The organism is Bradyrhizobium genosp. L (assembly GCF_015624485.1).
Taxonomy (GTDB): domain Bacteria; phylum Pseudomonadota; class Alphaproteobacteria; order Rhizobiales; family Xanthobacteraceae; genus Bradyrhizobium.
The window spans coordinates 3,321,333-3,345,983 of the sequence record NZ_CP061378.1 but is presented as its reverse complement, the minus strand read 5'-3'; the positions used below and the strand labels follow the sequence as shown (position 1 = coordinate 3,345,983).

Annotated in this window: 31 protein-coding genes and 1 pseudogene; 16 read left to right on the top strand and 16 right to left on the bottom strand. The window is 66.4% G+C overall.

Translation table 11 applies throughout. From position 1 onward, the window contains the following. Window positions 1–88 precede the first annotated feature (88 nt). Window positions 89–730, top strand: coding sequence for an HD domain-containing protein (locus IC762_RS15595; protein ID WP_195789649.1), 642 nt, complete (start codon window positions 89–91; stop codon window positions 728–730). A 24-nt stretch (window positions 731–754) separates the two neighbouring features. On the opposite strand, the gene IC762_RS15590 is transcribed toward IC762_RS15595, so the two are convergent. Continuing rightward, window positions 755–1,213, bottom strand: a complete 459-nt coding sequence (locus IC762_RS15590) for an SRPBCC family protein (protein ID WP_195789648.1) — start codon at window positions 1,211–1,213, stop codon at window positions 755–757. A gap of 73 nt (window positions 1,214–1,286) precedes the next feature. On the opposite strand from IC762_RS15590, the gene IC762_RS15585 reads away from it, so the two are divergent. After that, a complete protein-coding gene (locus IC762_RS15585) occupies window positions 1,287–2,378 on the top strand; it encodes an adenylate/guanylate cyclase domain-containing protein (RefSeq protein WP_195789647.1) in 1,092 nt (363 codons plus the stop codon). A gap of 5 nt (window positions 2,379–2,383) precedes the next feature. Here IC762_RS15585 and IC762_RS15580 read toward each other — a convergent pair whose 3' ends face one another. Further along, window positions 2,384–2,626, bottom strand: coding sequence for a hypothetical protein (locus IC762_RS15580; RefSeq protein ID WP_210338450.1), 243 nt, complete (start codon window positions 2,624–2,626; stop codon window positions 2,384–2,386). Between the two features lie 94 nt (window positions 2,627–2,720). Between IC762_RS15580 and IC762_RS15575 the strand changes: the two genes are divergently transcribed. Together IC762_RS15575 and IC762_RS15570 are read left to right on the top strand one after the other, a co-directional pair. Next, complete coding sequence (locus tag IC762_RS15575; RefSeq protein ID WP_195789645.1) at window positions 2,721–3,941, top strand: helix-turn-helix domain-containing protein; 1,221 nt, start codon at window positions 2,721–2,723, stop codon at window positions 3,939–3,941. A gap of 33 nt (window positions 3,942–3,974) precedes the next feature. Beyond that, on the top strand, window positions 3,975–4,622 hold the full coding sequence (locus tag IC762_RS15570) for a Vgb family protein (RefSeq protein ID WP_195789644.1): 648 nt from the start codon (window positions 3,975–3,977) through the stop codon (window positions 4,620–4,622). A 42-nt stretch (window positions 4,623–4,664) separates the two neighbouring features. On the opposite strand, the gene IC762_RS15565 is transcribed toward IC762_RS15570, so the two are convergent. The 3 genes from IC762_RS15565 to IC762_RS15555 form a co-directional block, all read right to left on the bottom strand. Beyond that, on the bottom strand, window positions 4,665–5,885 hold the full coding sequence (locus IC762_RS15565; protein ID WP_195789643.1) for an MFS transporter: 1,221 nt from the start codon (window positions 5,883–5,885) through the stop codon (window positions 4,665–4,667). Window positions 5,886–6,029: 144 nt separating this feature from the next. Next, complete coding sequence (locus IC762_RS15560) at window positions 6,030–6,521, bottom strand: EF-hand domain-containing protein (RefSeq protein WP_195789642.1); 492 nt, start codon at window positions 6,519–6,521, stop codon at window positions 6,030–6,032. 120 nt (window positions 6,522–6,641) lie between these two features. Beyond that, complete coding sequence (locus tag IC762_RS15555) at window positions 6,642–7,127, bottom strand: MarR family winged helix-turn-helix transcriptional regulator (RefSeq protein WP_195789641.1); 486 nt, start codon at window positions 7,125–7,127, stop codon at window positions 6,642–6,644. 139 nt (window positions 7,128–7,266) lie between these two features. Here IC762_RS15555 and IC762_RS15550 point away from each other — a divergent pair, with 139 nt between their 5' ends. Together IC762_RS15550 and IC762_RS15545 are read left to right on the top strand one after the other, a co-directional pair. Continuing rightward, window positions 7,267–7,668, top strand: a complete 402-nt coding sequence (locus IC762_RS15550) for an Ohr family peroxiredoxin (protein ID WP_195789640.1) — start codon at window positions 7,267–7,269, stop codon at window positions 7,666–7,668. Window positions 7,669–7,752: 84 nt separating this feature from the next. Next, entirely contained in the window at window positions 7,753–8,172 is a 420-nt protein-coding gene (locus IC762_RS15545) for a cupin domain-containing protein (protein WP_195789639.1), read from the top strand. 60 nt (window positions 8,173–8,232) lie between these two features. Here IC762_RS15545 and IC762_RS15540 read toward each other — a convergent pair whose 3' ends face one another. Together IC762_RS15540 and IC762_RS15535 are read right to left on the bottom strand one after the other, a co-directional pair. Next, window positions 8,233–9,426 carry an MFS transporter gene (locus IC762_RS15540; protein ID WP_195789638.1) on the bottom strand — a complete coding sequence of 398 codons (1,194 nt, stop codon included), beginning with the start codon at window positions 9,424–9,426 and terminating at the stop codon, window positions 8,233–8,235. Next, window positions 9,423–9,980, bottom strand: a complete 558-nt coding sequence (locus IC762_RS15535) for a GNAT family N-acetyltransferase (protein WP_195789637.1) — start codon at window positions 9,978–9,980, stop codon at window positions 9,423–9,425. The genes IC762_RS15540 and IC762_RS15535 overlap by 4 nt, the downstream gene beginning before the upstream one ends. A gap of 102 nt (window positions 9,981–10,082) precedes the next feature. On the opposite strand from IC762_RS15535, the gene IC762_RS15530 reads away from it, so the two are divergent. After that, window positions 10,083–10,973 (top strand): LysR family transcriptional regulator, encoded by an 891-nt coding sequence (locus IC762_RS15530; protein ID WP_195789636.1) that lies wholly within the window; start codon window positions 10,083–10,085, stop codon window positions 10,971–10,973. Between the two features lie 44 nt (window positions 10,974–11,017). Here IC762_RS15530 and IC762_RS15525 read toward each other — a convergent pair whose 3' ends face one another. Beyond that, a complete protein-coding gene (locus tag IC762_RS15525; RefSeq protein WP_195789635.1) occupies window positions 11,018–11,809 on the bottom strand; it encodes a DUF899 domain-containing protein in 792 nt (263 codons plus the stop codon). Between the two features lie 215 nt (window positions 11,810–12,024). Here IC762_RS15525 and IC762_RS15520 point away from each other — a divergent pair, with 215 nt between their 5' ends. From IC762_RS15520 to IC762_RS15500, 5 genes are read left to right on the top strand one after another with little or no spacing between them, the layout of a single operon-like run. Next, window positions 12,025–12,531: a MarR family winged helix-turn-helix transcriptional regulator gene (locus IC762_RS15520; protein ID WP_195789634.1), complete on the top strand. Its 507-nt coding sequence runs from the start codon at window positions 12,025–12,027 to the stop codon at window positions 12,529–12,531. Beyond that, window positions 12,528–13,385: a DMT family transporter gene (locus IC762_RS15515; RefSeq protein ID WP_195789633.1), complete on the top strand. Its 858-nt coding sequence runs from the start codon at window positions 12,528–12,530 to the stop codon at window positions 13,383–13,385. The genes IC762_RS15520 and IC762_RS15515 overlap by 4 nt, the downstream gene beginning before the upstream one ends. Before the next feature lie 42 nt (window positions 13,386–13,427). After that, window positions 13,428–14,297: a bifunctional helix-turn-helix transcriptional regulator/GNAT family N-acetyltransferase gene (locus IC762_RS15510; RefSeq protein ID WP_195789632.1), complete on the top strand. Its 870-nt coding sequence runs from the start codon at window positions 13,428–13,430 to the stop codon at window positions 14,295–14,297. Window positions 14,298–14,351: 54 nt separating this feature from the next. Continuing rightward, the gene (locus tag IC762_RS15505; protein WP_195789631.1) at window positions 14,352–14,849 is read left to right on the top strand and encodes a peptide deformylase; all 498 of its coding nucleotides are present in this window, start codon (window positions 14,352–14,354) and stop codon (window positions 14,847–14,849) included. A gap of 28 nt (window positions 14,850–14,877) precedes the next feature. Further along, window positions 14,878–15,321, top strand: a complete 444-nt coding sequence (locus IC762_RS15500) for a hypothetical protein (protein ID WP_195789630.1) — start codon at window positions 14,878–14,880, stop codon at window positions 15,319–15,321. Window positions 15,322–15,410: 89 nt separating this feature from the next. Here the strand turns inward: IC762_RS15500 and IC762_RS15495 are convergent. Both IC762_RS15495 and IC762_RS15490 read right to left on the bottom strand, forming a co-directional pair. Then, window positions 15,411–16,532 (bottom strand): annotated as a pseudogene (locus IC762_RS15495) (serine hydrolase domain-containing protein); the annotation flags it as partial. A 48-nt stretch (window positions 16,533–16,580) separates the two neighbouring features. After that, window positions 16,581–17,054 (bottom strand): VOC family protein, encoded by a 474-nt coding sequence (locus IC762_RS15490; protein WP_195789629.1) that lies wholly within the window; start codon window positions 17,052–17,054, stop codon window positions 16,581–16,583. 194 nt (window positions 17,055–17,248) lie between these two features. On the opposite strand from IC762_RS15490, the gene IC762_RS15485 reads away from it, so the two are divergent. After that, a complete protein-coding gene (locus IC762_RS15485) occupies window positions 17,249–17,887 on the top strand; it encodes a glutathione S-transferase family protein (RefSeq protein ID WP_195789628.1) in 639 nt (212 codons plus the stop codon). 184 nt (window positions 17,888–18,071) lie between these two features. Here IC762_RS15485 and IC762_RS15480 read toward each other — a convergent pair whose 3' ends face one another. Continuing rightward, the gene (locus IC762_RS15480; protein WP_195789627.1) at window positions 18,072–18,968 is read right to left on the bottom strand and encodes a LysR family transcriptional regulator; all 897 of its coding nucleotides are present in this window, start codon (window positions 18,966–18,968) and stop codon (window positions 18,072–18,074) included. Window positions 18,969–19,260: 292 nt separating this feature from the next. Here IC762_RS15480 and IC762_RS15475 point away from each other — a divergent pair, with 292 nt between their 5' ends. Genes IC762_RS15475 through IC762_RS15465 form a run of 3 tightly spaced genes read left to right on the top strand, consistent with a single transcriptional unit; the run spans window position 19,261 to window position 21,521 of the window. Continuing rightward, complete coding sequence (locus IC762_RS15475) at window positions 19,261–19,995, top strand: SDR family NAD(P)-dependent oxidoreductase (protein ID WP_195789626.1); 735 nt, start codon at window positions 19,261–19,263, stop codon at window positions 19,993–19,995. A gap of 41 nt (window positions 19,996–20,036) precedes the next feature. Further along, the gene (locus tag IC762_RS15470; protein WP_195789625.1) at window positions 20,037–20,636 is read left to right on the top strand and encodes an NADPH-dependent F420 reductase; all 600 of its coding nucleotides are present in this window, start codon (window positions 20,037–20,039) and stop codon (window positions 20,634–20,636) included. A gap of 3 nt (window positions 20,637–20,639) precedes the next feature. After that, window positions 20,640–21,521 (top strand): NmrA/HSCARG family protein, encoded by an 882-nt coding sequence (locus IC762_RS15465; protein WP_195789624.1) that lies wholly within the window; start codon window positions 20,640–20,642, stop codon window positions 21,519–21,521. A 175-nt stretch (window positions 21,522–21,696) separates the two neighbouring features. On the opposite strand, the gene IC762_RS15460 is transcribed toward IC762_RS15465, so the two are convergent. From IC762_RS15460 to IC762_RS15440, 5 genes are all read right to left on the bottom strand, one after another. Then, on the bottom strand, window positions 21,697–21,855 hold the full coding sequence (locus IC762_RS15460; protein ID WP_195789623.1) for a hypothetical protein: 159 nt from the start codon (window positions 21,853–21,855) through the stop codon (window positions 21,697–21,699). A 43-nt stretch (window positions 21,856–21,898) separates the two neighbouring features. Then, window positions 21,899–22,294 (bottom strand): (R)-mandelonitrile lyase, encoded by a 396-nt coding sequence (locus tag IC762_RS15455; RefSeq protein WP_210338464.1) that lies wholly within the window; start codon window positions 22,292–22,294, stop codon window positions 21,899–21,901. 118 nt (window positions 22,295–22,412) lie between these two features. Then, window positions 22,413–22,643, bottom strand: a complete 231-nt coding sequence (locus IC762_RS15450; protein ID WP_195789622.1) for a tautomerase family protein — start codon at window positions 22,641–22,643, stop codon at window positions 22,413–22,415. A 12-nt stretch (window positions 22,644–22,655) separates the two neighbouring features. Next, window positions 22,656–23,444: a carboxymuconolactone decarboxylase family protein gene (locus tag IC762_RS15445; RefSeq protein ID WP_195789621.1), complete on the bottom strand. Its 789-nt coding sequence runs from the start codon at window positions 23,442–23,444 to the stop codon at window positions 22,656–22,658. Beyond that, window positions 23,441–24,649 carry an arabinose transporter gene (locus tag IC762_RS15440; RefSeq protein ID WP_195789620.1) on the bottom strand — a complete coding sequence of 403 codons (1,209 nt, stop codon included), beginning with the start codon at window positions 24,647–24,649 and terminating at the stop codon, window positions 23,441–23,443. The genes IC762_RS15445 and IC762_RS15440 overlap by 4 nt, the downstream gene beginning before the upstream one ends. Window positions 24,650–24,651 lie beyond the last annotated feature (2 nt).

Here is a 24,651-nt window from a genome sequence, read left to right as displayed (position 1 = left end):
ACGCCGATCCGAGCCCACCGAGAGATGACCGCCGGCTGCGCCTTGTCACGCGACGGCATCGTCTTGCCACATCAAGGAGCGTCTTGAAATGACCGAGATCATCGCCGGCATCCGCGTCCCCGACAGCGCCATGGCCCGCGCCGCGACCCAGCTGGTGCGCGATACCGAGGACGATCTGCTCTACAATCACAGCCGCCGCGTGTTCTTCTGGGGCGCACTGACCGGCAACCGCCGCGGCCTGAAATTCGATTCCGAGCTGCTGTATATCGGCGCGATGTTTCACGACATGGGCCTCACGCCAGCGCATGCGAGCCCCGATCTGCGCTTCGAGGTCGACGGCGCCAACGCTGCGCGTGACTTCCTGAAAGGCTATGACGTGCCGGAGCGCGACATCGAGGACGTCTGGGCCTCGATCGCGCTGCACACGACGCCCGGGATCCCCGAGCATATGCGTCCGACGGTCGCGCTCGTCACCGCCGGCGTCGAGATGGACGTGCTCGGTATCGCCTATGACGATTTCCCGCACGAGCACCGCGACCATGTCTGCGCGCATCATCCGCGCGAGGCGAACTTCAAGGAGAACATCATCGATCACTTCGCGGCCGGCATCATCAGGAAGCCGCAGACCACCTTCGGCAACGTCAAGGCCGACGTCCTGGCCCTGAAGGACCCGAGCTACAGCCGTACCAACTTCTGCTCGATCATCCTCGGCTCGAAATGGCCGGGATGACCGGCGCCGATGATGCAAGCACAGTCAGGCGCCTTGATGCGGACCGCGTTCGGGGCCCGGATCGCCGCCTGCCGCCGCGATCTTCAGCCTGCCGAGGTAGTGCTCCCATCCCTTGGCATGGCTCTCGCACTGTGCGGCGTTCGGCAGGCCGCTATGGGTCATCCGCAGCAGCGTGCCGGTTTCCCTGTCGATCAGGTCGATCTCGATCAGGCTGGATCCGGGCGGCACCTCCTCGCCGCCTTCCCAGCCGAAAGTGTAGGCCAGCCGATGCACCGGCACGACCTCGCGAAACGCACCACGTGCGGCGCGCGCGCGATCGCCGCTGACACCCTTGAGCAGATACAATCCACCCGGATGCAGCTCGGTGTCGGCCTCGAGCCCCATCCAGCTCACGATCTTCTGCGGATCGGTCAGGAAGGCGAACACGGTCGCCCGTGGCGCTGCGATCTCGATCTCGCGTCGAACGATGAAGGCTTCAGTCATTGCTCGATCCTCCACGGCGGTCGGCCCGGTGATAGTGCGTGACAAGGCCGGTGCGTCAACCCCATGATGGCTGATGCAGATGTCTTCGACGTTGAGCTGGCTGGTCGATGCCGCAGCAGCGACCGCCGGCGCCAACCGGTTGCTCGCGGAACTCGGTGCGCACCTCGTCGCAGACGGCCTGCCGCTCGCCGGCGGTGCGCTGACGCTGGAAGTCCCGCATCCGCTGATTGCAAGACGAACCTGGCTGTGGCGCGCCGACAATGGCGAGGTCATCGAGGCTCTCGGCTTTGCGCCGCCGCAGCCTTTTGCCCGGCCCGATCTGGCAGGATCCGGTGATGCCGGCCGACGCTGGCTCAGCGAGCTCGGGCCCGGTCCCGTGCATGAGGACGCGATCGGCGCCGGGCCGAACCACCCGGTGCTCGGCTGGATCGGCACCCGCTTGTTCACTGCAGATGAGGCCGATCAACTGCGTCAGGCCGCGCGCTTTGCCGCGGCGCCGCTTGCCGCCATCGCCGCGCGCGCGACGCTCTCGGCGGCGCTCGAAGCCTATCTCGGCCGGCGCAGCGCGGCGCGCGTACTGGGCTCGCCCTTGCGGCGCGACACCGGCGAGAACATCACGGCGGCGCTGCTGTTCGCCGATCTGCGTGGCTTCACCGCGCTGTCCGAAAGCCATCCGCCGGCCGAGGTGATCGCCGCGCTCGATGCCTGGTTCGATCGCATCGCCGGCGCGATCCATGCCTTTGGCGGCGAGGTCCTGAAGTTCATCGGCGACGGGCTGCTTGCGATCTTCCCGGTCACGACGACTGCACGCAGCGCCTGCGAGGCGGCGCTGCGCGCGGTGTCGGCGGCGCGCGTCGGCATGGCGCATCTCGACACTGAACGGCGCAAGCAGGGTTTGCCGCCGCTGGCATTCGGCGCAGCGCTGCATCTCGGCGAGGTGCATTGGGGCAATATCGGCGCCGCCGATCGCCTCGACTTCACCGCGATCGGATCGGCGGTCAATCTGGTGAGCCGGCTCGAAGGGCTGTGCAAGCCGCTCGGGCAGACCGTGCTGGTGTCGGACGCGCTCGCCGCCGAGACCGGGATGAAGCTGGTCGCGCTCGGCACTCACGAGCTGCGCGGCATCGCGCGCCCCTGCACCGTCTTCGCCGTACCGGAGGACTGATCCGGTCATCGGATCAGCCGCAGCCACGGCGCCAGATGGAACGCGCTCATCAGCGCATACATCGGGACCATGCCTTGCAATGAGAACGGCCCCTGCATCGCCGCACACAGCATGTCGGCCGGCGCCATCGCCGCGACCAGCGCCATCACCGCGAAGGTCGGCGCCGCCGCCAGCGACAGAAAGCGCGCCACCGCAGGGCCGCCGAGCCGGCCCTTCAGCGAGGTCTCACATATTCCTAAGCCCGCCATCATTCGATCTCCTTAAGCCAAGGATCTCCATCGTCGTGTGCTAGGTTATGGCAGGGACTCGGAGGGTGAGAGTGACAAGTGTGTCGGGATTCGAATGGACTCGCTGATCACGGCCGCAGCGCGCGCGCTCGCAGCCGGTGATCCCCTCGGCGCACTGAAACGGGTGGCGCTGCGCGACGATCCGCCGGCGCTGGCGCTGCGCGGCATCGCGATGGCCCGGCTCGGCGATTTCGTCCGCGCCAAGGAACTGCTGCGGCGCGCGCAACGCGCCTTCGGTCCGCGGGAAGCGATCGCGCGGTCTCGCTGCGTGGTGGCCGAGGCCGAGATCGCGCTGGTGTCGCGCGACCTCTCCTTTCCCAGGCGCGCTCTCGCCGCCGCTCGCGCGACGCTTGCGGCACATGGCGATGCGCTCAACGCCGCGCATGCCGGCTATCTCGAGGTCCGCCGCCTGCTGCTGGTCGGGCAGCTCGACGAGGCCGAACGCATGCTCGCCGACCTCGATCCGGCGCCGTTTCCGCCGGCGCTCCGCGTCGGCCATGAGCTCGTCGTGGCCGGGATCGCGATGCGGCGGCTGCGCACCAGGCCGGCCCGCGACGCGCTCGCGCGAGCCGAAATCGCGGCGCGCCGCGCCGGCATCGCGGAACTGACGGCGGAAGTCGACAGCACCGCGCGTCTGCTCAATACGCCGGCGGCGCGGCTGATCGCCGCGGGCAGCGAGCGGCCGCTGCAGCTCGAAGAGGTCGAGCAATTGATGGCTTCGAAAGCGCTGGTGGTGGATGCCTGCCGTTACGTCGTGCGCGCCTCCGGCATCACGGTTTCGCTGACGCGGCGGCCGGTGCTGTTCGCGCTCGCGCGCGCGCTCGGCGAGGCGTGGCCGCAGGACGTCTCGCGCGCCACGCTGATCGCGCGGGCGTTTCGCGGCAAGCACGCCGATGAATCGCATCGTGCAAGGCTGCGGGTCGAGATCGGCCGACTGCGCCGCGCGCTGCGGCCGTTCGCCGAGCTCAGCGCGACGCCTGATGGCTTCGTGCTGACGCCGCGCGGCCGGCGCAAGGTCGCGGTGCTGGCGCTTCCGGTCGAGGACGAGCACGCCGAGGTGCTGGCCTTCCTCGCCGACGGCGAAGCGTGGTCGAGCTCGGCGCTGGCGGTCGCGCTCGGCACCAGCCAGCGCACGGTGCAGCGCGCGCTCGACGCCCTGGCCTCCTCGGGCAAGGTGCAGTCGGTCGGCCGCGCCCGCGCGCGGCGCTGGATGACGCCGCCGGTGCCGGGATTCACGACGACGTTGTTACTCCCCGCTCCGCTGCCGAACAGCTAGCATTCAACGGCAATCAGACCACGGGAGCGGAGCATGAAGACGTCGCCGGCCCAGATCGTCAGGGAATACGGCCCCTTCGAGGGCGTCGAGAGCGTCGGCGGCGTCAGCTTCGACGGCGAGCAGGTCTGGTTCGCGGCCGGCGACCGCATGGTCGCCTTCGATCCAGACAGCGGCAAGCCGACGCGTGCGATCGACATCGCGGCCCATGCCGGCACCGCCTTCGACGGCAAGCATCTCTACCAGATTTCCGAGGATCGCATTCACAAGATCGATCCGAAGACCGGACGCGTGCTGTCCACCATTCCCGCCCCCGGCGGTGGCCGCGACTCCGGCCTTGCCTGGGCCGAAGGCTCGCTCTGGGTCGGACAATATCGCGACCGCAAGATCCTGCAGATCGATCCCGAAACCGGCGCCGTCCTGCGCACCATCGAGAGCAACCGCTTCGTCACCGGCGTCACCTGGGTCGACGGCGAGCTCTGGCACGGCACCTGGGAAGAGGACGCGAGCGAGGTGCGGCGGGTCGATCCCGAGACCGGTGAAGTGATCGAACGGCTGGAAATGCCGCAAGGCGTCAATGTCGCCGGGCTCGAGTCCGACGGTGCCGACCGCTTCTTCTGCGGAACCGGCGCCAACAACAACAAGGTCCGCGCCATCCGCCGGCCGAAGCGCGACCGCAAGTGACGCGCGTGACGCGACCAAACGATCGCGTCACGCATCACACGCTCATGCCGGCGCAGCGACCGGCTCCGACCGCGCGACCGCAGGCATCGGACGGAACGTCATCATGATCAGGAAGGCGCCGAGGCCGACGGCCCAGGAGCCGACATAGAGCCACGTGTAGCTCGCGAAGGTGTCGTAGATCAGCCCGCCGGCGAGCGGCCCGGTCGCCATGCCGAGGCTGCCCGCCATCGCGGTGCCGCCGATCACGGTGCCCATCATCCGCAGCGGGAAGTTCTCGCGGATCAGCACCGAATAGAGCGGCATGGTGCCGGCATAGATGAAGCCGAACACCGCAGCCACCGCGTAGAAAGCGGCAAGCTGGTGCGCGAAGACGTAGCCGAGCGCGCCGAACGCCTGCGCCAGCAGGCCGAACACCAGCACGCGCTTGGCGCCGAAACGGTCGCCGAGCAGGCCGAAGGCGATGCGGCCGCCCATGCCGGCAAGTCCTTCGACGCTGTAGATCGTGACCGCCGCGACCATCGGAATGCCGCAGGTGACGGCGTAGCTGACGGTGTGGATGATCGGGCCCGAATGCGTCGCGCAGCAGAAGAAATTGGTCGCGATCAGGATGATGAATTGCGGCGAGCGCAGCGCCTGTGCGAGCGTCATCGCGGGCTCGCCATTGTCGGACGTCGCAGCCGCCTGAGCGGCCGCGAGCGCCGGCGGGCGACGCACCAGCAGCGACACCGGGATCATGATCGCCGCGCAAATGCCCGACACGATCAGCATCGAGGTGCGCCAGTCATGGTGCGAGACGAGCCAGGCGGCGATCGGCGACATCGTCATCGGCGCCATGCCCATGCCCGCCGACACCAGCGAGACGGCAAGGCTGCGATGGGTGTCGAACCAGCCGGTGACGCAGGCCATCATCGGAGCGAAGATCGCCGCCGTGGCGGCGCCGACCAGCAAGCCGAACGTGAATTGAAAAGCCACGAGCGATGGCGCCTGGCTCGCCAGCGCGAGACTCGCTGCCAGCCCGACCGAACCGGTCAGCACCACCGGCAGCGGCCCGTAGCGATCGGACAGCGTGCCCCAGATCATGCTGGTGAAGGCCATGGCGAGGAAGCCGACCGTCATCGCGCTGGAGATGCCGGTCACCGACCAGCCGGTCTCCCGCGCCATCGGCTGCAGGAACACCGGCAGCGAGAACATGCCGCCGATCGCGACGCAGCCCAGCAGCCCGCCGGCCGCGACGATCACCCAACGATATCGAGAATTGCCCATCCCTGAACTCCCATGCAGTTCGCTCTCGCTGCAAGACGAACGGAACGGCGCGGAACCGACAGCCGATTATGCCACCGGCTCACTTTTTTGCGAGTGCGGCAGCGCAGGACAGACTGATAACGCGCACCCGCTTCGAACGGAGCTTCAAAACCGCTTTCCCTTGGCGCCCGGCTGCTTCTGCTCCGAACCCGCTCCCTTCAGTTCCTCCGGCGTGACGCGGCAATCGCCGTTCTTGTCGTTCTGCAGGATGAACTCGTTCGGCTTGCCGACGAACTCGCTGCGCGTGATCTTGCCGTCCTGGTTCTCGTCGAAATAGCCGAAGTCGGCGTCGGCCAGCGCGCTGCCGGGCCGGCGTACGCTTGCGAACTCCTTGGGCGTGAGATTGCCGTCATGGTTGCCGTCGGCGCGATCGAACATCCGCCCGAGATAGCCCTTCCATTCGTCGCAGGTGTAGATGCCGTCGCGATTGGCGTCCCAGATCTCGGCCGCGCCCGTCGGCGACGCATCGCGCCCCGCCTGCGGGCGGCGCGTCTCCTGATCCGGTGAGGCCGGTTGCGCCGACGCAAACGGCATCGTCGTGCAGAGCAAGCTCGCTGCGGTGATCAGCCCGCAGATCGATGACGTCCTTTGCTGCAAATCTCTCCTCCGCGCCGCTGTGAAGCCGGCCGGAGTTGCCGGACGAGCCGTGGCGAAAATGCGGAGCCGCGCAGCGCAGATACACGGCGTTACAATCCGATCCGCGGCGCTTGCGCGCGATCAATCCTGCTTCGGCTTGGCTTGCGTGTTGCGCAACAGATTGTCACGCAGCTTGGCGACGCTCTGCTGCACCACCGGAAACTGCTCGCCGAGCCCGCAGGCGTCTCTCAGAGAGGCGCTGAGATCGCTGTCGAGCAGGCGCCGGCCGGCCGGCGTCAGGCTCACCCGCACCTGCCGCTCATCGGCGGGATCGCGGGCGCGGCGGATATAGCCCGACTGCTCCAGCTTCTTCAGGATCGGCGTCAGCGTGTTCGACTCCAGGAACAGCCGCTCGCCGAGCGCGCTGACGGTCTGTTCGTCCGCCTCCGACAACGCCACCAGCGCGATATACTGGGTGTAGGTCAGACCGACCGCATCCAGGACGGGCTTGTAGGCGCGGCCAAAGGCCAGATTGGCCGAATAGACCGCAAAGCACAGGAAATTCGACAGTTTTCGGACTTTGGGCTCGATTTTGGCCTCTGCCTTGGGGGAGCGGGTCACCGGCATCTCCAGAGTTTGTGAAGTCGACCGGAATATAAATCGTATCCGATTAAATCGGAAGTGCTTGACACGGACGCACAGGCGAATTAATTCACACGCATCCGATTAGATCGGATACGATCAATATTCATCAGAGGAGCTCGCCATGACCGCCACTGCAAAAGTTCTCTTCACCGGAAAGACCCACGTCACCGCCGGCTCGAACGGCGCCGCGCATTCGCGCGACGGCTTCCTGGATGTCAAGCTGCCGCAGCCGCACCCGGCCGCCGAAAACCTGTTCGGTGCCGCGTGGTCGGCCTGCTACATCGGCGCGATCCAGCTTGCCGCCGGTCAACGCAAGGTCAAGCTCCCGAGCGAGCCCGAGGTCGACGCCGAGATCGACCTGAATCAGGCCAATGGGGCCTTCTTCCTCAGCGCACGCCTCAACGTCCACGTCCCCGGCGTCGATCGCGCGGTCGCTCAGGAGCTGATCGAAGCCGCGCACGGCATCTGCCCCTACTCCAAGGCGGTCCACGGCAACATCGAGGTCACGACCACGCTGGTCTGACCCACACTTCAACAACGCGACAAATAAGCGACACGGACCGGACGCACTGCCCGGTCCGCGCTCCCAGCAAACAGGAATCCGACAATGACCAACAGGCTGATCAAGACGACACGTGTCCTCGCCCGAGCGGCGCTGATCGCAGCAAGCTTCCTGACCGTGCCGACCGCGCACGCGCAGCAGCCGGAAGGCATCAAGCGCACCGACCTGCAACGCCATGACCTCAGCGCTCCGGGCCGCGAAGCGGTGCAGGTCCGCGTCGACATCGCGCCGGGCAAGGCGTTCGGCCGGCACACCCATCCCGGTGAGGAGATCATCTATGTGCTGTCAGGCACGCTCGAATATGACGTCGATGGCAAGCCGCCGGCAACGCTGAAGGCCGGCGACGTGCTGTTCATCCCGGCCGGCACGATCCACGCGGCCAAGAACGTGGGCAATGACACCGCCAGCGAGCTTGCGACCTATATCGTCGAGAAGGACAAGCCGCTGCTGACGCTGGTGAAGTGAGCCGCGACGTTTTGCCGACCCACATGCTATGGCTGCCACGCGAACCGGCCGCCAGTTGAGTCATTGGCCCGCGGCGTCGGCGCGCGGCGGAAACAGCAGCTTCAGCAGCACGGCTGCAAGCAGCGTGACGGTGGCGAGGCCGGTGGACAAATAGAGCGCGGCGGCATTGCCGTAGCGGTCGACGACGATCGCGTAGATCAGCGGCGCCGCCGCGGGCAGGATGAAGCTCGGTACGATCAGCCGGCCGACCAGCGTGCCATAGTTCTGCGGATCGAACAGGATCAAGGGCAGCGTTCCCCTCGTGATGGTCAGGATGCCGTTGCAGGCGCCGTAGAGCAGCGCGAACGCTATTCCCATCTCCTTTGACGCTCCGCTGAATAGCCCGGCGACGAAGGACAGCGGCATGATCAGGCACGCCATCAAATTGAGCGCGAGCGGATCGAGCCTGACGCCGAACAGAATCTCGCAGAGCCGCGCCGCGGATTGCCCGATGCCGCGCAGCGTCGCGATCCATACCGCGACCGTTGCCGTCAGCCCGAGGCCGGTGAGAACCGCGATCATATGCGCGGACATGCCGGCGTTGAGGAAATTGGCGCCGGTCATGATCACGGCATAGAGCGCGCCTGCGATCGCAAGCTGCCGCCGACCGATGGCGCGCGGCGGCCGTCGCGCGGGCGCGTCGGAACGCGGCACGCCGGCGAACCGTTGGTCTGGAATGAGGAGATCGAACGGGATCGTCAGCAGCGCGAGACCGGCATAGACCAGCAGCGCGACGCGCCAACCGAACTGCTCCGAGAGAACATGGCCAAGCGGCCAGAACACGGTAGCGGCGAGCCCACCGAGCAAGGTGATGCCGGACATCGCGCGCCGCGCCTCCGGTCCGGCGATCCGCGCCAGCGCTGCGAAGGCCGCGTCATACAGCGTCAACCGCATGCCGAGACCGAGCACGATCCAGCATGCGTAGTAAGTCGCGACGTGATGCGCGATCGCGAGCCCCGCACATCCGACGGCATTGAGCACCGCGCCCACGATCATGACCTCGCGGCCGCCACGACGGTCCACCCACCTGCCCGCCAGCGGGGAGGTCACGCCCATCACCAGCAGGGCTGCGGCAAAGCCGCCATAGACGACGTCGCGGCTCCAGCCGAGGTCAGCGCCGATCTGCTCGCCGAAGCCGCCGATCAGATAATATGTCGCGCCCCAGGAGATCAGTTGGCCGAGCCCAACGGCGGCCACGACGCGGCGTGCGATCACCGCGGCAGTTCCTTGTCCGTCGGCAGCGCTGCGTTGCCCGGTCCCAGTGGCCGCTGCATCAGCACGGTGTCGACCCATTGCCCGAGCTTGAATCCGACGGATCGCAACGTCCCCACCGGCTGAAACCCCATGCGACGGTGCAGCGCAATCGAGCCGGCGTTGCCGCTGTTGCCGATGACAGCCAGCATCTGCCGCCACGGCCCCGCCTCGGCGCGCGCGATCAAATTCTCCAGCAGGGCGACGCCGATGCGGCGGCCGCGCAGCGCTTCCGACACGTAGACCGAGTCCTCGATGGTGTGGCGATAGGCCGGCCGCGGCCGATACGACGTCGCATAGCAATAGCCGGCCACGTGGCCGCCGATGTCGGCGACGAGATAAGGCAACCCTGCTGCCAGCACGGCGTCGCGGCGCCGGCGCATCTCATCCACGGTCGGCGAGACCTCTTCGAAGGTTGCGAGCCCGTGCAGCACGTGATGCGCGTAGATCCGCTGCACCTCCGCCATGTCTGCGTCCGTGGCATCGCGCACCACGACGCCGTTGTTGCCTGCCACCATCCTGCCTCTCTACCCGATTCCATCGAATGTTGCCCGAGCATGCACGCCGGCGTACTATAAGTGAAGCTTTTGCCGCTTATGCGGAGCATAAGAGAAGCTTTGATGAAGAACCTGAACCTCGCCTACCTCGAGAGCTTTCGCGAGGTGATCGACTGCGGCAGCTTCTCGGCGGCCGCCGAACGGCTGCAGCTGACCCAGCCCGCGGTCAGCCTGCAGGTGCGCCAGCTCGAGCGCAGCCTCAATGCAACCCTGATCGAGCGGGTCGGACGCAAGGCACGGCCGACCGCCGCCGGCGTCGCGCTGCTGGCGCATGCCGAGCAGATCAGCGCCGCCGTGACCTCGGCGGTCGAGGCGGTCACGCAACAGTCCAGCGGAACCGCGGGACGCGTCCGGCTCGGCACCGGCGCCACCGCCTGCATCTTCCTGCTGCCGCCGATCCTGCGCGCGCTGCGCACAGCGCTGCCCTCGCTCGAGATCACGGTGACGACCGGCAACACCGCCGACATCGCCAAGGCCGTCGAGGACAACACGATCGACATCGGGCTCGTCACGCTGCCGGTGTCGGGGCGCAGCTTCGAGATCACGCCGGTGCTGAACGACGAGTTCATGCTGATCGCGCCCGACGACATGAAGCTGCCGGCGCGGATCACGCCTTCGGTGCTGGCGACCAGGCCGGTTCTGCTGTTCGAGCCCGGCGGCAACACGCGGCGCACCGCGGACGAATGGCTGACCCGTGGCGGCGTCTCGCTGAAGCCGTTGATGTCGCTCGGCAGCGTCGAGGCGATCAAGGAGATGGTGCGCGCCGGGCTCGGCTGCGCCATCCTGCCCGGCATGGCGGTGCCGGCGCGCGCGAAGCAGCATGGCCTGGTCGTCCGCCCGCTGGCGCCACGGCTCTACCGACGGCTCGCCGTCGTGATCCGCCGCGACAAGCGCCTCGACCGCGGGCTACGGCAGACCTTGTCCGCGCTGAAGGCGCTGCCGAAGGGCGATTAGGGAGGACGCCGCGCGTCCTCCCTGCACTGTTACAAGGCTCTTGCTCAGGTCGCCTTGCGCTCTTCCTCGGCGATCTTGCGGAATGCCTTGACGCCGGCGTCGGTCACCTGGTCCCATTTCGTGTTCGTCGTGGCCTCGGCCTCGTAATTGTCGTGCCAGTTCCACCATTTGTAGGGCGGGCTCTGCGGATAGCCCTTCGGCGAGTCCTCCCAGACCTCCTGGCGGCCGAGCGGCGTGATGTCGAGATAGCTCCACACCGTGCCCATCGCCTCGTCGCCGCGGCTGTTGACGAGATAGGTGCGGAAGATGCGGTCGCCGTCGCGGAAGAACACGTTGTGGCCGTGCCACTCGCCGACGCCGAAATCGGCATCGAAGCTGTCGGTGATGGTGTACCAGGGCATCACCCAGCCCATCCGCGCCTTGAGCCGCGCGATGTCGGCCTGCGGCGCGCGCGAGGCATAGACCAGCGTGGTGTCGCGCTGGTTCAGATGCGAGAGATGGCTGACCTGGTCGGCGCCGAGCGAGCAGCCGCGGCAGGCGTGGTCCGGCCAGCCGAACACGCCGGGCTCGTAGAAGGCGCGATAGACGATCAGCTGTCGGCGCCCTTCGAACAGGTCGTGCAGGCTCGCTCGGCCATTCGGGCCCTCGAACACATATGGCTTCTCGACCGCCATCCACGGCATCCGCCGCCGCTCGGCGGCGAGCGCATCGCGCGCCCGCATTTGCGCCTTCTCCTTCGCCAGCAGCTGCAGCCGCGCCTGCTCCCAGGCCTCCGCCGCGACGACCGGCGGCGTCTCGATCGCGGCGGCGCGATCGGTTTCGGGTGATTTGGTCATGATGGTCTCCATCTCCGAATTTGGACGAACTCTGGGCGTTCGGCTCGGTTCCATCGCCGCCAGGCGCTCGTCGTTGCTCATGACCCAGCTTGGCGCGGGAACAGCGCAGGTCGGGAGTGACAAGTGTGGCGGGATTTTTCCGCATGCCGTCGTTCCATCAGCATGTCTTTGCGATATGCTTGCATATTGCAAGTATTTGTGCGAGCCTCCTGACCATGCGACGTCCTTTGCCTGCGCCCGATGACGGTCTCAAACTCAGCACCTGGCTGCCCTACCGGCTGTTCCTGGTCGCGGCACAGATCGCGCGGCCGCTCGAAGCTTTCTACGGCGAGACATTCGGACTGAGCCAGGCCGGCTGGCGCATCCTCGCCGTCATCGCCGAGCGCGACGGCGCTAATGCGTCCGAGATCGGCCGCGCCTGCGCGCTCGATCCGTTCGCGACAAGCCGCGGCATCGGCCAGCTCGTCGAACTCGGCTTTGCGATCAGGCGATCGGGCAAGACCGACCGCCGCACTGCCGCCGTCAGCATCACCCGCAGCGGCCGTGCCGCCTTCAACCGGATCGCCGCGCTCGGCAGCGCGATCGAGGCCCGGCTGCTCGCGCGGCTGTCGGAGGGGGAGCGCGCGGCGCTCGATTCCGCCGTCGGCAAGCTCGAGGCGGAAAGCGCGCGGATCGATGCCGGCGGCTGGCGATCGCTGCTCGCGCACGCCGACGGCCCATGACGGCGCCGCTGTTCGCGCTGACCGCACTGCTGTGGGGCGGCGGTGCGCTGGCAACCGCGATGCAGGCCGGCGTGACGCCCGCGCCCTGGTCGGTGGCGCTGCGCATGGCGCTCGCCGGCATCATCCTGTTCGGCTATGCGCGGCTGCGTGGCGTGCCGCTTGCGATCCCGCACAAGCACCGAGCCGCGGTGGCGTTGCAGGGCCTGCTGTTCTTCGCCATCGCCTTCATCTCCTTCTATGAAGCGACTGCGCGGATGCCGAGCGGCCTCGCCGCGCTGGTGCTGTCGACCTCGTCGCTGTTCGCCGCGCTGATGGCGCGCGCCGCGCTCGGCGTCCCGATCTCCGCAGGTTTCCTGTGGGGCGCGCTGTGCGGCATCCTTGGCCTCGCCATCATCTTCGTGCCCGGCGCAGCCGCGGCAGGAACGGCTCCGCTTGCGGGCTTCGCCTGGGCGCTCGTTGCCGCGGTCGCGACCGGCGCCGGAACGACGGTCGGCGCGCGCAACCAGCGCGCCGGATTGCCGGTCGTCACCGTGCTCGGCTGGGGCGCGTTGGTCGGCGCCGCCGCGAGCGCGCTCTGGGCCGTGGCGACGGGCACGCCTTTCGCGGCCGACCTCTCCATCTCCTATGTGCTGAGCTTCCTCTATCTGGCGGTCGCGGCGTCCTGCATCACCTTCATGCTCTATTTCGAGCTGGTGCGCCGGCTCGGACCCGGCCGCGCCGCCTACACGCTGGCGCTGGTGCCGCTCGTCGCGCTCGTGCTGTCGGCGCTGTTCGAGCATCTCAGCCTCGGCTGGCCGGTCCTCGCCGGCGCAGCCGCGATCCTGGCCGGCAATTTGCTGGTGCTGTCGCGGTGACACGGATTGACGGAGACCCGATATCTGACTAAAGTCAGATATATGCTCGACCCTGTCTCCCGCGTCCGCCGCTTCAACCGCGCCGTGACCTCCGCCGTCGGCGCGCTCGATACCTCGTTTCTCGGGCGCGGCCGGCCGCTTGGCGCTGCGCGCGTGCTGAACGCGATCGGGCATGGCCGCGCTGATGTCGGCGACATCAGGGATTATCTCGGCCTCGATTCCGGGCTGATGAGCCGCCTGTTGCGCAGCCTCGAGGACGAAGGCGTGATCGAGACGACGGTGCATGAGAGCGATGCGCGCCGCCGCATTGCGCGGCTGACGGCCGCCGGCCGGCGCGAATTCAACGCCTATGAAGCGATCTCCAATCGGCAGGCCGAGGACTTCCTCGCCCGCAACGCGCAACGCGAGGCGCTGCTGGCGGCGATGGACCTGATCGCCTCGGCGCTCGGCCGCGACGGCACGGTTTTGCATGAGATGGACCCGCGCAGCGACGAGGCGCGCTACTGCCTCGCCGCGTACTACGGCGAGCTCGCGCAGCGCTTCAAGCAGGGCTTCGACGTCAAGCTGTCGCGCGACCCCGATGCCAAGGACATGGTGCGCCCGCGCGGCACCTTCATCGTCGCGATGTCGGACGGCCTGCCGCTCGGCTGCGTCGGACTGAAAGGCGGTAGCGCGTTCGCGGAGATCAAGCGGCTCTGGGTCGCGCCGGCCGCGCGCGGCCTCGGCCTCGGCCGCCGCCTGATGGACGCGGCCGAGAACGCCGCGCGCGAGCTCGGCATCGTATTACTGCGGCTCGACACCAACAGCGCGCTGGCGGAAGCCGGCCAGCTCTACCGCAGGACCGGCTGGACCGAGATCCCGCGCTTCAACGACGACCCCTACCCCGACCTGTTCTTCGAGAAGCGTCTCTGAGCGGTGCGAGACGCGCGTGTTGTCCGGCGTCCCGCGCTGGCCTAAGACGTGCGCATGACCATCCGCCCGATTGTCCGCTACCCCGACCCTCGCCTCGCGCTGCCGGCGGGACCGGTAACCGTGTTCGACGGCGCGCTGCGCGAGCTGGCGAGGGATCTGCTCGAGACCATGCACGCGGCGCCCGGCATCGGCATCACCGCGCCGCATATCGGCGTGTCCTTGCGGGTGGTGGTGCTCGACCTCGACGCCAGCGTCGGCCCGCGGACCTATGTCAATCCTGAGATCATCCGGGCTTCGCCCGAGATGATCATGCACAAGGAAGGCAGCGTCTCGATGCCTGGCGTCACCGACGATGTCGAGCGTCACGCCCGTGTCCGCATCCGCTATCAGGATCTCGACGGCAACATGCAGACCGAGGCGTCCGACGGCCTGCGCGCGGTCTGCCACCAGCACGAGATCGATCAGCTCGACGGCATGTTCTGGATCAGGCGGCTGTCGCGCCTGAAGCGGGAGCGGCTGATCAAGCGGTTCGAGAAGATCTCGCGCGGATGACACTAATTGACTGACTTGGAGGGCTGACTTGTTCCCCGATCCCACGCTTTTATGGCAGCCATACCCGTCAATGATCGACGGCATTGAACGACCGCCTTACGTCTTTGATCAAGGTCTCTGGCGCGGCGTGCTCTACCTGATCGTGGTGCCGCCGCGCCACGGACGTCGGGCCTACGGAATCGAAATGTCCTGTCAAATCTATGCCGGCTACGACGAGATGATCCATTCCGTCGCCAATCATGGCACTGAATCGGGCAGCTACGACGGCGGCGTTTACATCAAGGAGGCCGGGACTTCGGCGCTTCTGTCGGCATATATCAACGCCGACCCAATCCGTCGCAAGCCGCGGCACTTCTGCTTTGTCGGCAGCGACTATTGCTATGAGGTGCTTGGTTTTGAGGCCCCCGTCATCCGGGCCTTTGACAGCCCAGACGATGCATTCAAATGGGGACCGTCGCGGAGCGAAGACTAAACGTAACGCCATAGAGCGGTCAGCCAACCGCAATTCTCCGCGACCGTCGTTGCGGAGAGTTCGGTGCGTTACGCTGCTTCCCGACGAATTTAGCCTCCCGCCATCAAATCCTTTGCCAGCGCCATGTAGGCCGGCAGCGTCACGGGATCGTTCGCGGCATTTCCCGCGGCGGGGTGCGAGGCGTAGCGGGCGATCACCATCTCGGCTTTCGGGTCGATGTAGATGCCCTGGCCGTGCACGCCGCGCGCCATGAAGGCGCCGTGGGCATTGTGCGACACCCACCACTGATTGCGGTAGGACGCGCCGGGCAAGGTGGCGTAGCCGGCCGGCTTGAACTTCTGAGGATCACCGCCGCGCGCGATGTCCTCGACCACGGCCACCGGCACGATCTGGCGGCCGTTGAAGCGGCCGTGGTTGCGGATGGTCTCGCCGAAGCGGGCGAGGTCGCGCAGCGTGGTCGAGAGCCCGCCGCCGCCGCTCTCGGTGCCGATGCGGTCGACGTGATAATGCGCGTCCTCCTCCGCACCCATCGGCGCCCAGATCCGTTCCGACAGCAGGTCCGCCAGCGTCATGCCGCTGGCGCGCCGGCAGATGAACGCCAGTACGTCGGAATTGACGGTCTTGTAGGCAAACGCCTTGCCGTGCTCGCCCTGCTTCTTCTGCGACACCAGGAAATCGAAGATATTGGTGGCGCCCTGATAGTCGGACGGAATCGGCGCCATGCCGTTGGCGCGGCGCAGGCCCCACACGTCGGAATTCTTGTCGGTGTAGACCTCGGTGTAGAGCAGGCCCGTGGTCATATCCATCGCCTCATGCACGCGCGCATCGCCGAATGCGCTCGCCTTCAACTCCGGCACGTAGTCGGTGATCGGCGCCTGCGGATCAATCTTGCCCTCCGCGATCAGGATGCCCGCCAGTGTGCCGGTGAACGACTTCGTCACCGACATCGCGATATGCGGCTTGTGCGGCTTCAGCGCGCCGAAATAACGCTCGTAGATCAGTTTGCCCCGATGCAGCACGGCGATGCCGTCGGCATAGGTCTCCTCCAGCATCCGCGCGAACGTCATAGGGCGGCCGTCCATCGTGACCGACGCCGACGCGCCGATGTCACGCTCAGCGCGCGGCAGCACCGACGCCGGGCCGGCCCCGCGCCAGACATTCACGGTCGGCACCAGCTGGCGGATGTTGCTCCAGGCCCAGCGCACATCCGGCGTTTGCGCCGGGGTGACCGTCGCCGCGGCCGCATGCCAGCACGCTCTCTATCCCGCGGCCGCCCGTTCGATCGCGGCGATGTCGATGTTCTTCATCGTCATCATCGCCTCCATCGCGCGCCGTCCGGCCGCGCGATCGGATCCGTTGACCAATTCGAGCAGCCGTCGCGGCGTGATCTGCCAGGCAAATCCCCAGCGATCCCGGCACCAGCCGCATGCGACCTCCTGGCCGCCATTGGTCGTCACGGCGTTCCAGTAGCGGTCGGTCTCCTCCTGGCTGTCGGTCAGTACCATGAAACTCACCGCCTCGGTCGGCTTGTAGTTCGATCCGCCGTTCAGCCCGACATAGCGGCGGCCGAGCACCGTGAACTCGACCGTCAGCTCGTCGCCCTGCCCGATGCCCGGGATCGGCGACACATGACCGGCACCGACGCGGCTATCGGGAAAGGTCGCGGCATAGAATTCCGCCGCCTTACGCGCCTGGCCCTGATCGAACCACAGGCATGTCACGAGTTCCGTCATCGCAATCTCCTTGTTTTGCTCCCGCAGGACGATTGATGAACGCGCAAACCGACAGCTTGCCGAAAACAATCTCCGCCGCGCATAGCGGTTCGGCGCTCGACATTCCGCGGCCCGAAAAGAAGCCAGGACCTGCTGTCGGGAGACGCACCGAGTGTTCGTCCTGGGAAAGCCGGACGACGACGTGGAGAGAAACGATGACCCCCATGATCACCGCCTTCGAACGATCCCCCGATGGCGGCAAGGGGCTGGCGCGCGATACGCGGGTCCGCTGGGCGCTCGAGGAAGTCGGCCAGCCTTACGACGTCCGGCTGGTTTCGTTCGCTGCGATGAAGCAACCCGCGCATCTGGCGCTGCACCCCTTCGGCCAGATCCCGACCTATCAGGAAGGCAATCTCGCGCTGTTCGAGACCGGCGCGATCGTGCTCCATATCGCCGAGCACCATGCCGGCCTGCTGCCCGACGATGCCAATGCCAGGGCGCGCGCGATCACTTGGATGTTCGCCGCGCTCAACACGGTCGAGCCCGTGATCCTCGACCTCGTCACTGTCCGTATCGTGGAAGCCGACAAGCCCTGGAGCAAGGAGCGCCTGCCTCTGGTCGTGGATCGCATCCGCGACCGGTTGCGGCAATTGTCCGCGCGCCTCGGCGGCGCCGACTGGCTCGACGGCGCGTTCAGCGCGGGCGATCTGCTGATGGTGTCGGTGCTGCTGAGGCTGAGAGCGTCGGGCATCCTGGATGAATTCCCCGATCTCGCGGCCTATGTCGCACGTGGCGAGGCGCGGCCTGCCTACAAGCGCGCGTTCGAGGCACAGCTTGCGGTCAACACAAGCTAGCCGCGGCGATGCCGCAGCTCGCGGCGCTAAAGCGGCGAAGCAAAAGCGCGCGCGGCCAAAGCAGCGAAAACAACCCCATGCAAAGTAGCTGGCGGCCGCGGCATTCGGAAACGACTTGACGCGTCGGGCAAATCAATGTTACTTTTTCATTATTCCGAAATGTTGGATCGGCATCCCCCGCGGGTCAGTCGCGCGAGACGGACAGTCCCGCGAGCAGCGGCGCGTAGGCGGCAAGCCTGCGGGACAAGAACTCGGTAAACAGCCGCACGCGCTTGGTCTTGCGAGACTCACCCTGTGTGAGAAGCCAGAGCGTTCCGTACATGTGCAGGTCGGCGCCCGGCACCCTCACCAGCAGGGGGTCGGCGTCTCCGACGAAGCACGGCAGCGTCGTGATCCCGAGCCCCTGCCGTACCGCAACGAGCTGGGTCCCGGCGTCCGTGGTCCTGAACGGAACCCCCGTGGTGCGAACCTCGCCCTCGCTGGCCCAGTCCGGAACGCCATGAATGCTGATGACGATCCACCTGACAGGATCAGGCGCGCCCGCTCGCCACGCGGCCAGTCGATCGCGGGACATGTAGACGCCGCCGAACAGCTCCGGTCCCTTCAGGCCGTTCAGATTGAGCGGCAAAGTTTTGCGGTCGTAGACGACGCGGATCGCGACGTCGGCCTCGCGGTTGGTCAGATTTGCCAGCTCGCCGGACGACACAATTTCCATCTCGATGTCCGGATGCAGACGCGCGAAATCGGCGAAGTCCGGCATCAGCAGGTGTGTCGCGAGCGGCGGCGCCAGCGTCACCCGCAGCAGCCCGCGCACGCTCTGGTCGCGCCCGAAGACGCGTGTCTCCAGCAGGTGCGACGACGCTTCCATCTGGTCCGCGAACTCGAGGACCTCCTCGCCCGCTGTCGTCAGGCGGTAGCCCGAAGGCAGCTTCTCGAACATGTGCACACCGAGACGTTCCTCGAGCTGAGCGATGCGTCGCAGCACGGTCGAGTGATTCACCCCGAGGCGCTCGGCGGCAGCCCGCACCGAGCCTCCGCGCGCGACGGCGAGAAAGTACCGAACGTCATCCCAGTCGATCATGGTGCAATCCGGCACCGCAGGGTGCGCCTTCCAAAACCCGTGTCCAACACCGTCGAACAGCATCTCGTATGTGGGTAGCACGGGCGGTGATCCCAGCCCATGCCGACGAGCGCGGCTCAACGCCGAACGGCCAATACCGATCATCGCGGCTGGCGTCAGTCGTCCAGCCGGATCGATTTCGCACCACCGATGTGCGCGCTTCCGCACTCAACGCCGGATGCCGGACGACCCATCTCGAGGTTCTCGGGGAGCCTCCCCGAACGACGAAAGACGGAGCCTGAACGGAGAAATCATGGGAAAGCTTGAGGGTAAGGTTGCAGTCATCACGGGTGGATCGAGCGGCATGGCGCTGGCGAGCGCCAGGCGGTTCGTCGAAGAAGGCGCTTATGTCTTCATCACGGGCCGGAGGCAGGAGGCGCTCGACGACGCCGTCAAGCTGATTGGCCGGAACGTGACCGGCGTGCGCGGCGACGCCGCCAATCTCGACGACCTCGACCGCCTGTTCGACACGGTCAGGCGGGAAAAGGGCAGGATCGACGTCCTGTACGCGAGCGCCGGCACGGGCGAAGCCGTCCCACTCGGCGAGATCACCGAGCAGCATTTCGATGCGACCTTCGGCCTGAACACGCGCGGCACGCTGTTTACGGTTCAGAAGGCGCTGCCGCTGTTCAACGATGGCGGATCGATCTTCATGACCGGGTCGGTTGCATCGATCAAAGGTTTTCCTGGTTACAGCGTGTATGCGGCGAGCAAAGCGGCGCTGCACGCATTCGCACGCGGATGGCTCAACGAACTGAAGGGCAGGAATATCCGGGTCAACGTGCTGCACCCTGGGCCGATCGCCACACCGATGCAGGACCAGGTTCTCACCGAGGAGGCGAAGCGAATGTTCGAATCCCTGATCCCGCGGGGAAAGATGGGTCGTCCCGAGGAAATTGCGGCGGCCGCGCTGTTTCTTGCGTCGGACGATTCGAGCTTCGTGAACGGGGTCGAGTTGTCCGTCGACGGCGGCTTCTCGGCGATCTGAAAGGCCGGGGAATCAATATCAAGACGGATCGGAGAAACATCATGAGCTATGCAATTGTAGGATTCGGTGCGGTAGGCCAGGCCCTCGCCCACGCCTTCGCCCGCAAGAACATCGACGTGACTGTTGCGAGCCGCCGGCCGCCCGAGGCGCTGGCGCCGCAGGCTGCGGCGATCGGACCCACGGTCGTCGCCAGGTCGCTGCGGGATGCACTCGCGGCCGACACGATCATCCTGGCGGTCCCGTTCGGAGAGCATCGCGAGGTTGCGAAGGCGCTGCCGAGCTGGGAAGGCAAGACGGTCATTGACGCGATGAACGCGTTGGTTCCCCTCGAGGAGCTGGACGGTCTCCTCTCCTCCGCCTTCGTCGCGAAGGCGTTCAGCGGCGCCAGGCTCGTGAAAGCTTTCAATCACCTGATTGCGGCCAAGCTGGCTGCCGATCCGGTCGTCGAGGGCGGCCATCGTGTCGTCTTCCTGTCTGGTGACGACGAGGACGCGATCGCTCCCGTGGCCGCCTTGGCCAAACAGCTCGGCTTCGCACCCGTCAAGCTCGGAAAGCTCAACGAAGGTGGCGCGCTGGTGCACGCCCGCGGCCGCATCTGGGGCCAGCTCATCTTCCAGGACTTGTTCAAGAAGGAGCAGTAATCGATGAGCGACCGTGTGAACAGCGAACGAATCGTCTTGGTGACCGGCGCCACCGGTCAGCAAGGCGGCGCCGTGTACCGGCACTTGCAGAACAAGGGATACAAGTTGCGCGCGCTGGTGCGCTATCCCGACAGCGACAAAGCACGTCGACTGATGGGGCATGGCGGCGACGTATTTCAGGGAAGCCTCGATGATCCCGGCAGCCTGATGCGCGCGATGGACGGTGTGTACGGCGTATTCTCCGTGCAGACCTACACCGAGAATGAGACCCAGCAGGGCGTGGCGGTCATCGACGCGGCGAAGCGGCAGGGCGTCAGCCATGTCGTCTACAGCTCAGTCGGTTCGGCGGACGAGAAGACGGGCATTCCTCACTTTGAAAGCAAGGTGAAAGTGGAGGAACATCTGCGCGCGAGCGGTCTGAGGTATACGATCCTGCGGCCGGTCTTCTTCATGGAGAACTGGCTGCGCATGTTCGGCTATTGGGGCGAGCCGATCCGGAACGGGCAAGTCCGGCAGCCGCTGAGCCCGACGACGAACCTGCAGATGGTCGCGGTGGATGACATCGGCGCGTTTGCAGCGCTTGCGTTCGAGCATCCCGGCAAATGGGAGAACAGGACATTTTCGCTGGCGGGTGATGAATTGTCGATGCAGCAGATCGCCGACGCATTCAGCCGCGCGACAGCGCGAGACGTGACGCACGCTCAGGTGCCCTGGGACCAGTTCGCGACAACCATGGGACGGGAACTGACGGTGATGTACCGCTGGTTCGAAGACAAAGGCTTTCACTTCGACATCGAACAGGCGCGGCGCGAATATCCGCCGACCCACACCTTCGATCGATGGCTGGGGGCGAACTGGAGCAGGACTGCGGCTGCGACGCGCTAATGCGCGGGGCGGGCTGGGGGCGCATTGCCAAAACACCGAAAACAACCCATGCAAAGGAGTCGGCAGCGGACGACGGCGTTCGACCAGCCCACTTGACACGTCGGGCAAATCAGCAATACTATTCTAATATTCCGAAATTATGCAGGCGCTGCCCTCGCCGCGCCTGCTTCGCAACCTAGCGGCTGCGCCAATCCTCCAACCCGAGCCCGCCGACGCGAATAAATTCCCGCGCGTTGTGCGTCACAACCTTGAGGCCGCGGCGCAAGGCGCAAGCCGCGAGCAGCAGATCATAGGCTCCGATCGGCGTGCCCTGGCTATTCAGGCTCGCGTGCATTGCGCGGCGTCGCGTGCATCACGCACTCTACAGCACGCACGCATCATTTCCGATACTGGTCGTCGCTCACCTTCTCGAGCCAATCCACGTTCTTGCCGCCGGAGGATTCCTGGACGGCAATGTGGGTCATCGCCGTCGTCGGCGAGGCGCCATGCCAGTGCTTCAGTCCGGGAGGAAACCACACGACGTCGCCGGGGCGAACTTCCTCGACCGGGCCGCCCTCGCACTGCACCCACCCAAGCCCCGCGGTGACAATCAGCGTTTGGCCGAGCGGATGCGTGTGCCAGGCGGTCCGGGCGCCGGGCTCGAACGTGACTTGGCCCGCGCCGACCCGAGCGGGATCTGGAGCCTGGAACAGCGGGTCTATGCGCACGGTGCCGGTGAACCATTCTGCAGGACCCTTCTGTGAAGGGCGGGATCCGTTTCTCTTGATATCGATGTCCATTTGAACCTCCTTTGCTTCGGACGTGAGCGCTTGCGCCCGGTGAATTCCGATCGTAGCGGCGGCGCTCCCGGCGATCAGCACGCCCCTGCGTGTGATCACTTCACGCCTCCGCTCATCGCGGGTCGTACCCCGGCTTCTTGTAGATGGTGTCCGGCTTATCGATGATGTCGGGCCTGTAGACCCTGGTAAGCCAATCCTTCGGTTCGACGTCCTCGATGCCGACCGAAACGGATTCTTCTCCGTAGCTGAGCGTGCGCATCACAGCTTCCGTAACCGCGTGCGCGAGCGCCTGCTTCTGGCTCTCGAGCTTACCCGAGTAGAGTTTGACGATGACATGAGGCATTGCCGGTTTCCTTCAGTGCGGCCGCTTTTCAATGACGTCCTTGATGACCGGCGCTGCGGAGAATGCGTTGGGCCAGCCTGCATAGAAGGCGAGATGGCCGAGCACCTCGCCGGCCTCATCCCGCGTCAGTCCATTGTCCATCGCGCGGTTCAGGTGGTAGGTGATCTGCGCGACCTGACCGGTGGCGATGAGTGCGCTCACGGTGACCAGACTGCGGTCGCGCGGCGCCAACGCCGGCCTGAGCCAGAGATCCCGGAACAGCACGTCGGTCGTGTACTGGACAAGGCTTGGCGTGATTTGCCCGAACTGCTCTCCGACGCGCGTTGCCCGCTGCTTCTCCGCCACCTCGTCGAGCGGTAGCTGCGGCCCCGAGGCCGGCGGCAGCTGATCAGCGCCGACGTTGCGGCTCTTAAAGACCTCCCTCGCCGCCGGGATTGCATCCATTGCGTTCGCCCAGCCGGTGTAGAAAGCCAGATGCGTGATAGTCTCCGAAATTTCCGACGGCTTCACGCCGTTGTCGAGCGCGAGTGCCAGATAGTACGGCAGCTCAACGGTCTGGTCGCGCGCGATAAGCGCGGCGACCGTGACGATACTGCGGTCTCGGCGAGAGAGCCCTGGTCGCTTCCACAGATCGCCGAGAACGAACTTTTGCGCGTAGCTTTCGAGGGCTGGAGCGACGACGCGGACGTCTTCTGGCTTTGACATGGTATTTGCTCCTTCGATGGATGCCTGTCCGGCGGCGGCCACGCCGCCGCCGGCGAACAGACAGAATGAAAGCAAAGTCGCAGCGAGCAACCTCATTGCGAGGATCCTTCCAAGGTTGTCGGCTGCGCCATCAGCCACAGCGCGACCAGTGCGGCACAGAGCACGGCCACCGCGCTGACGAGAAAGACGGCATTTACTCGCGCGCCGGTCGCGATCAATCCGAGTGCCGGGCACGCGATTCCTTGAGCGAGATCCAAGAACGCCGTGTAGGCGCCCATGGCCAGGCCACGGCTCTGCGCCGGAACACCGCGCACGGCCTCGACGCCGAACCCCGGATAGACCAGTGAGAAGCCGAAGCCGGTAAGCGCGGCGCCGGCAAACGCCATCTCGGGCTGGACGGCGAGCCAGATCAGCGCCTGGCCAGCGGCTTCGATCACCGCACAGACGAGCGCGACCTTCGCTCCGCCGAGCTCGTCGGCCACGTGACTGAAGAACACCCGTGCCAGGATGAAGGCTGCGGCGTAGGTGGAATAAGCCAACCATCCATTGGCCCATCCGCGGCTCGCGAACAACAACGCGACGAACGTGGTCACTGCGCCGAAGCCGACGCTGCCGAGCGCTGAACCTAAGCCCGGCACCCAGACTGCACCGAATATCTCGGCGAACGAGTAGCGCGCCTGGTGGTGGACGGATGGGACCGCGGGGAGCCGGACAACAAGAAGAAGCGTCAGCAATGGCGCGGCCACGGTGGCGATCGCGACCGCAGCGAACCCGTAGGTGGCGTAGAGCGCGGACCCCGCCGGCGCACCGATCGCGAAGGCCGCAAACATCGCCGAGCCAACCCAGGCGATGACCTTGCCGGTACTGCGTGCATCGGCGAGCGCCAGTCCCCAGCTCACGGCAGCCGTGATGATGAAGCTTTCCGCCGCCCCGAGCAGCCCGCGGCCGAGCAGCAGTATCGAGACCGACGCGAGCGGGGTTTTGGCGAAGCCAAGAGACCCTAGGTAAAGCAGTCCGGACGACGCGGCAGCGAGCAGGCCGACGACCACGCCGCGCTTCGCTCCCCGGCTATCCGAAAAGTGGCCAGCCCACGGTCGCGAGATCAGCGAAGCGGCGAACTGGCTGCCGGCCACAAGGCCGACCACGAAGGTACCCAAACCCAATCCATCGTGGACATGAAGCGGAAGAACCGGCATCGCGACACCAATGACCAGGAACGCAACGAAGACCACTGCCATGATCGGCAGGAGGGTAGCGCCGCCGCGAGGAACGGTGGACTCTTGCAAGGCTGTCACCGACACGC

Bases quoted from the DNA above. Each gene is read 5' to 3' on its own strand.
- IC762_RS15490 (WP_195789629.1), bottom strand. From the start codon at position 17,054: ATGACGGAACTCGTGACATGCCTGTGGTTCGATCAGGGCCAGGCGCGT.
- IC762_RS15590 (WP_195789648.1), bottom strand. From the start codon at position 1,213: ATGACTGAAGCCTTCATCGTTCGACGCGAGATCGAGATCGCAGCGCCA.
- IC762_RS15485 (WP_195789628.1), top strand. From the start codon at position 17,249: ATGACCCCCATGATCACCGCCTTCGAACGATCCCCCGATGGCGGCAAG.
- IC762_RS15445 (WP_195789621.1), bottom strand. From the start codon at position 23,444: ATGAGGTTGCTCGCTGCGACTTTGCTTTCATTCTGTCTGTTCGCCGGC.
- IC762_RS15585 (WP_195789647.1), top strand. From the start codon at position 1,287: ATGCAGATGTCTTCGACGTTGAGCTGGCTGGTCGATGCCGCAGCAGCG.
- IC762_RS15475 (WP_195789626.1), top strand. From the start codon at position 19,261: ATGGGAAAGCTTGAGGGTAAGGTTGCAGTCATCACGGGTGGATCGAGC.
- IC762_RS15470 (WP_195789625.1), top strand. From the start codon at position 20,037: ATGAGCTATGCAATTGTAGGATTCGGTGCGGTAGGCCAGGCCCTCGCC.
- IC762_RS15505 (WP_195789631.1), top strand. From the start codon at position 14,352: ATGACCATCCGCCCGATTGTCCGCTACCCCGACCCTCGCCTCGCGCTG.
- IC762_RS15460 (WP_195789623.1), bottom strand. From the start codon at position 21,855: ATGCACGCGAGCCTGAATAGCCAGGGCACGCCGATCGGAGCCTATGAT.
- IC762_RS15465 (WP_195789624.1), top strand. From the start codon at position 20,640: ATGAGCGACCGTGTGAACAGCGAACGAATCGTCTTGGTGACCGGCGCC.
- IC762_RS15570 (WP_195789644.1), top strand. From the start codon at position 3,975: ATGAAGACGTCGCCGGCCCAGATCGTCAGGGAATACGGCCCCTTCGAG.
- IC762_RS15575 (WP_195789645.1), top strand. From the start codon at position 2,721: ATGGACTCGCTGATCACGGCCGCAGCGCGCGCGCTCGCAGCCGGTGAT.
- IC762_RS15535 (WP_195789637.1), bottom strand. From the start codon at position 9,980: ATGGTGGCAGGCAACAACGGCGTCGTGGTGCGCGATGCCACGGACGCA.
- IC762_RS15510 (WP_195789632.1), top strand. From the start codon at position 13,428: ATGCTCGACCCTGTCTCCCGCGTCCGCCGCTTCAACCGCGCCGTGACC.
- IC762_RS15450 (WP_195789622.1), bottom strand. From the start codon at position 22,643: ATGCCTCATGTCATCGTCAAACTCTACTCGGGTAAGCTCGAGAGCCAG.
- IC762_RS15530 (WP_195789636.1), top strand. From the start codon at position 10,083: ATGAAGAACCTGAACCTCGCCTACCTCGAGAGCTTTCGCGAGGTGATC.
- IC762_RS15545 (WP_195789639.1), top strand. From the start codon at position 7,753: ATGACCAACAGGCTGATCAAGACGACACGTGTCCTCGCCCGAGCGGCG.
- IC762_RS15520 (WP_195789634.1), top strand. From the start codon at position 12,025: ATGCGACGTCCTTTGCCTGCGCCCGATGACGGTCTCAAACTCAGCACC.
- IC762_RS15555 (WP_195789641.1), bottom strand. From the start codon at position 7,127: ATGCCGGTGACCCGCTCCCCCAAGGCAGAGGCCAAAATCGAGCCCAAA.
- IC762_RS15525 (WP_195789635.1), bottom strand. From the start codon at position 11,809: ATGACCAAATCACCCGAAACCGATCGCGCCGCCGCGATCGAGACGCCG.
- IC762_RS15595 (WP_195789649.1), top strand. From the start codon at position 89: ATGACCGAGATCATCGCCGGCATCCGCGTCCCCGACAGCGCCATGGCC.
- IC762_RS15580 (WP_210338450.1), bottom strand. From the start codon at position 2,626: ATGGCGGGCTTAGGAATATGTGAGACCTCGCTGAAGGGCCGGCTCGGC.
- IC762_RS15565 (WP_195789643.1), bottom strand. From the start codon at position 5,885: ATGGGCAATTCTCGATATCGTTGGGTGATCGTCGCGGCCGGCGGGCTG.
- IC762_RS15515 (WP_195789633.1), top strand. From the start codon at position 12,528: ATGACGGCGCCGCTGTTCGCGCTGACCGCACTGCTGTGGGGCGGCGGT.
- IC762_RS15480 (WP_195789627.1), bottom strand. From the start codon at position 18,968: ATGATCGACTGGGATGACGTTCGGTACTTTCTCGCCGTCGCGCGCGGA.
- IC762_RS15550 (WP_195789640.1), top strand. From the start codon at position 7,267: ATGACCGCCACTGCAAAAGTTCTCTTCACCGGAAAGACCCACGTCACC.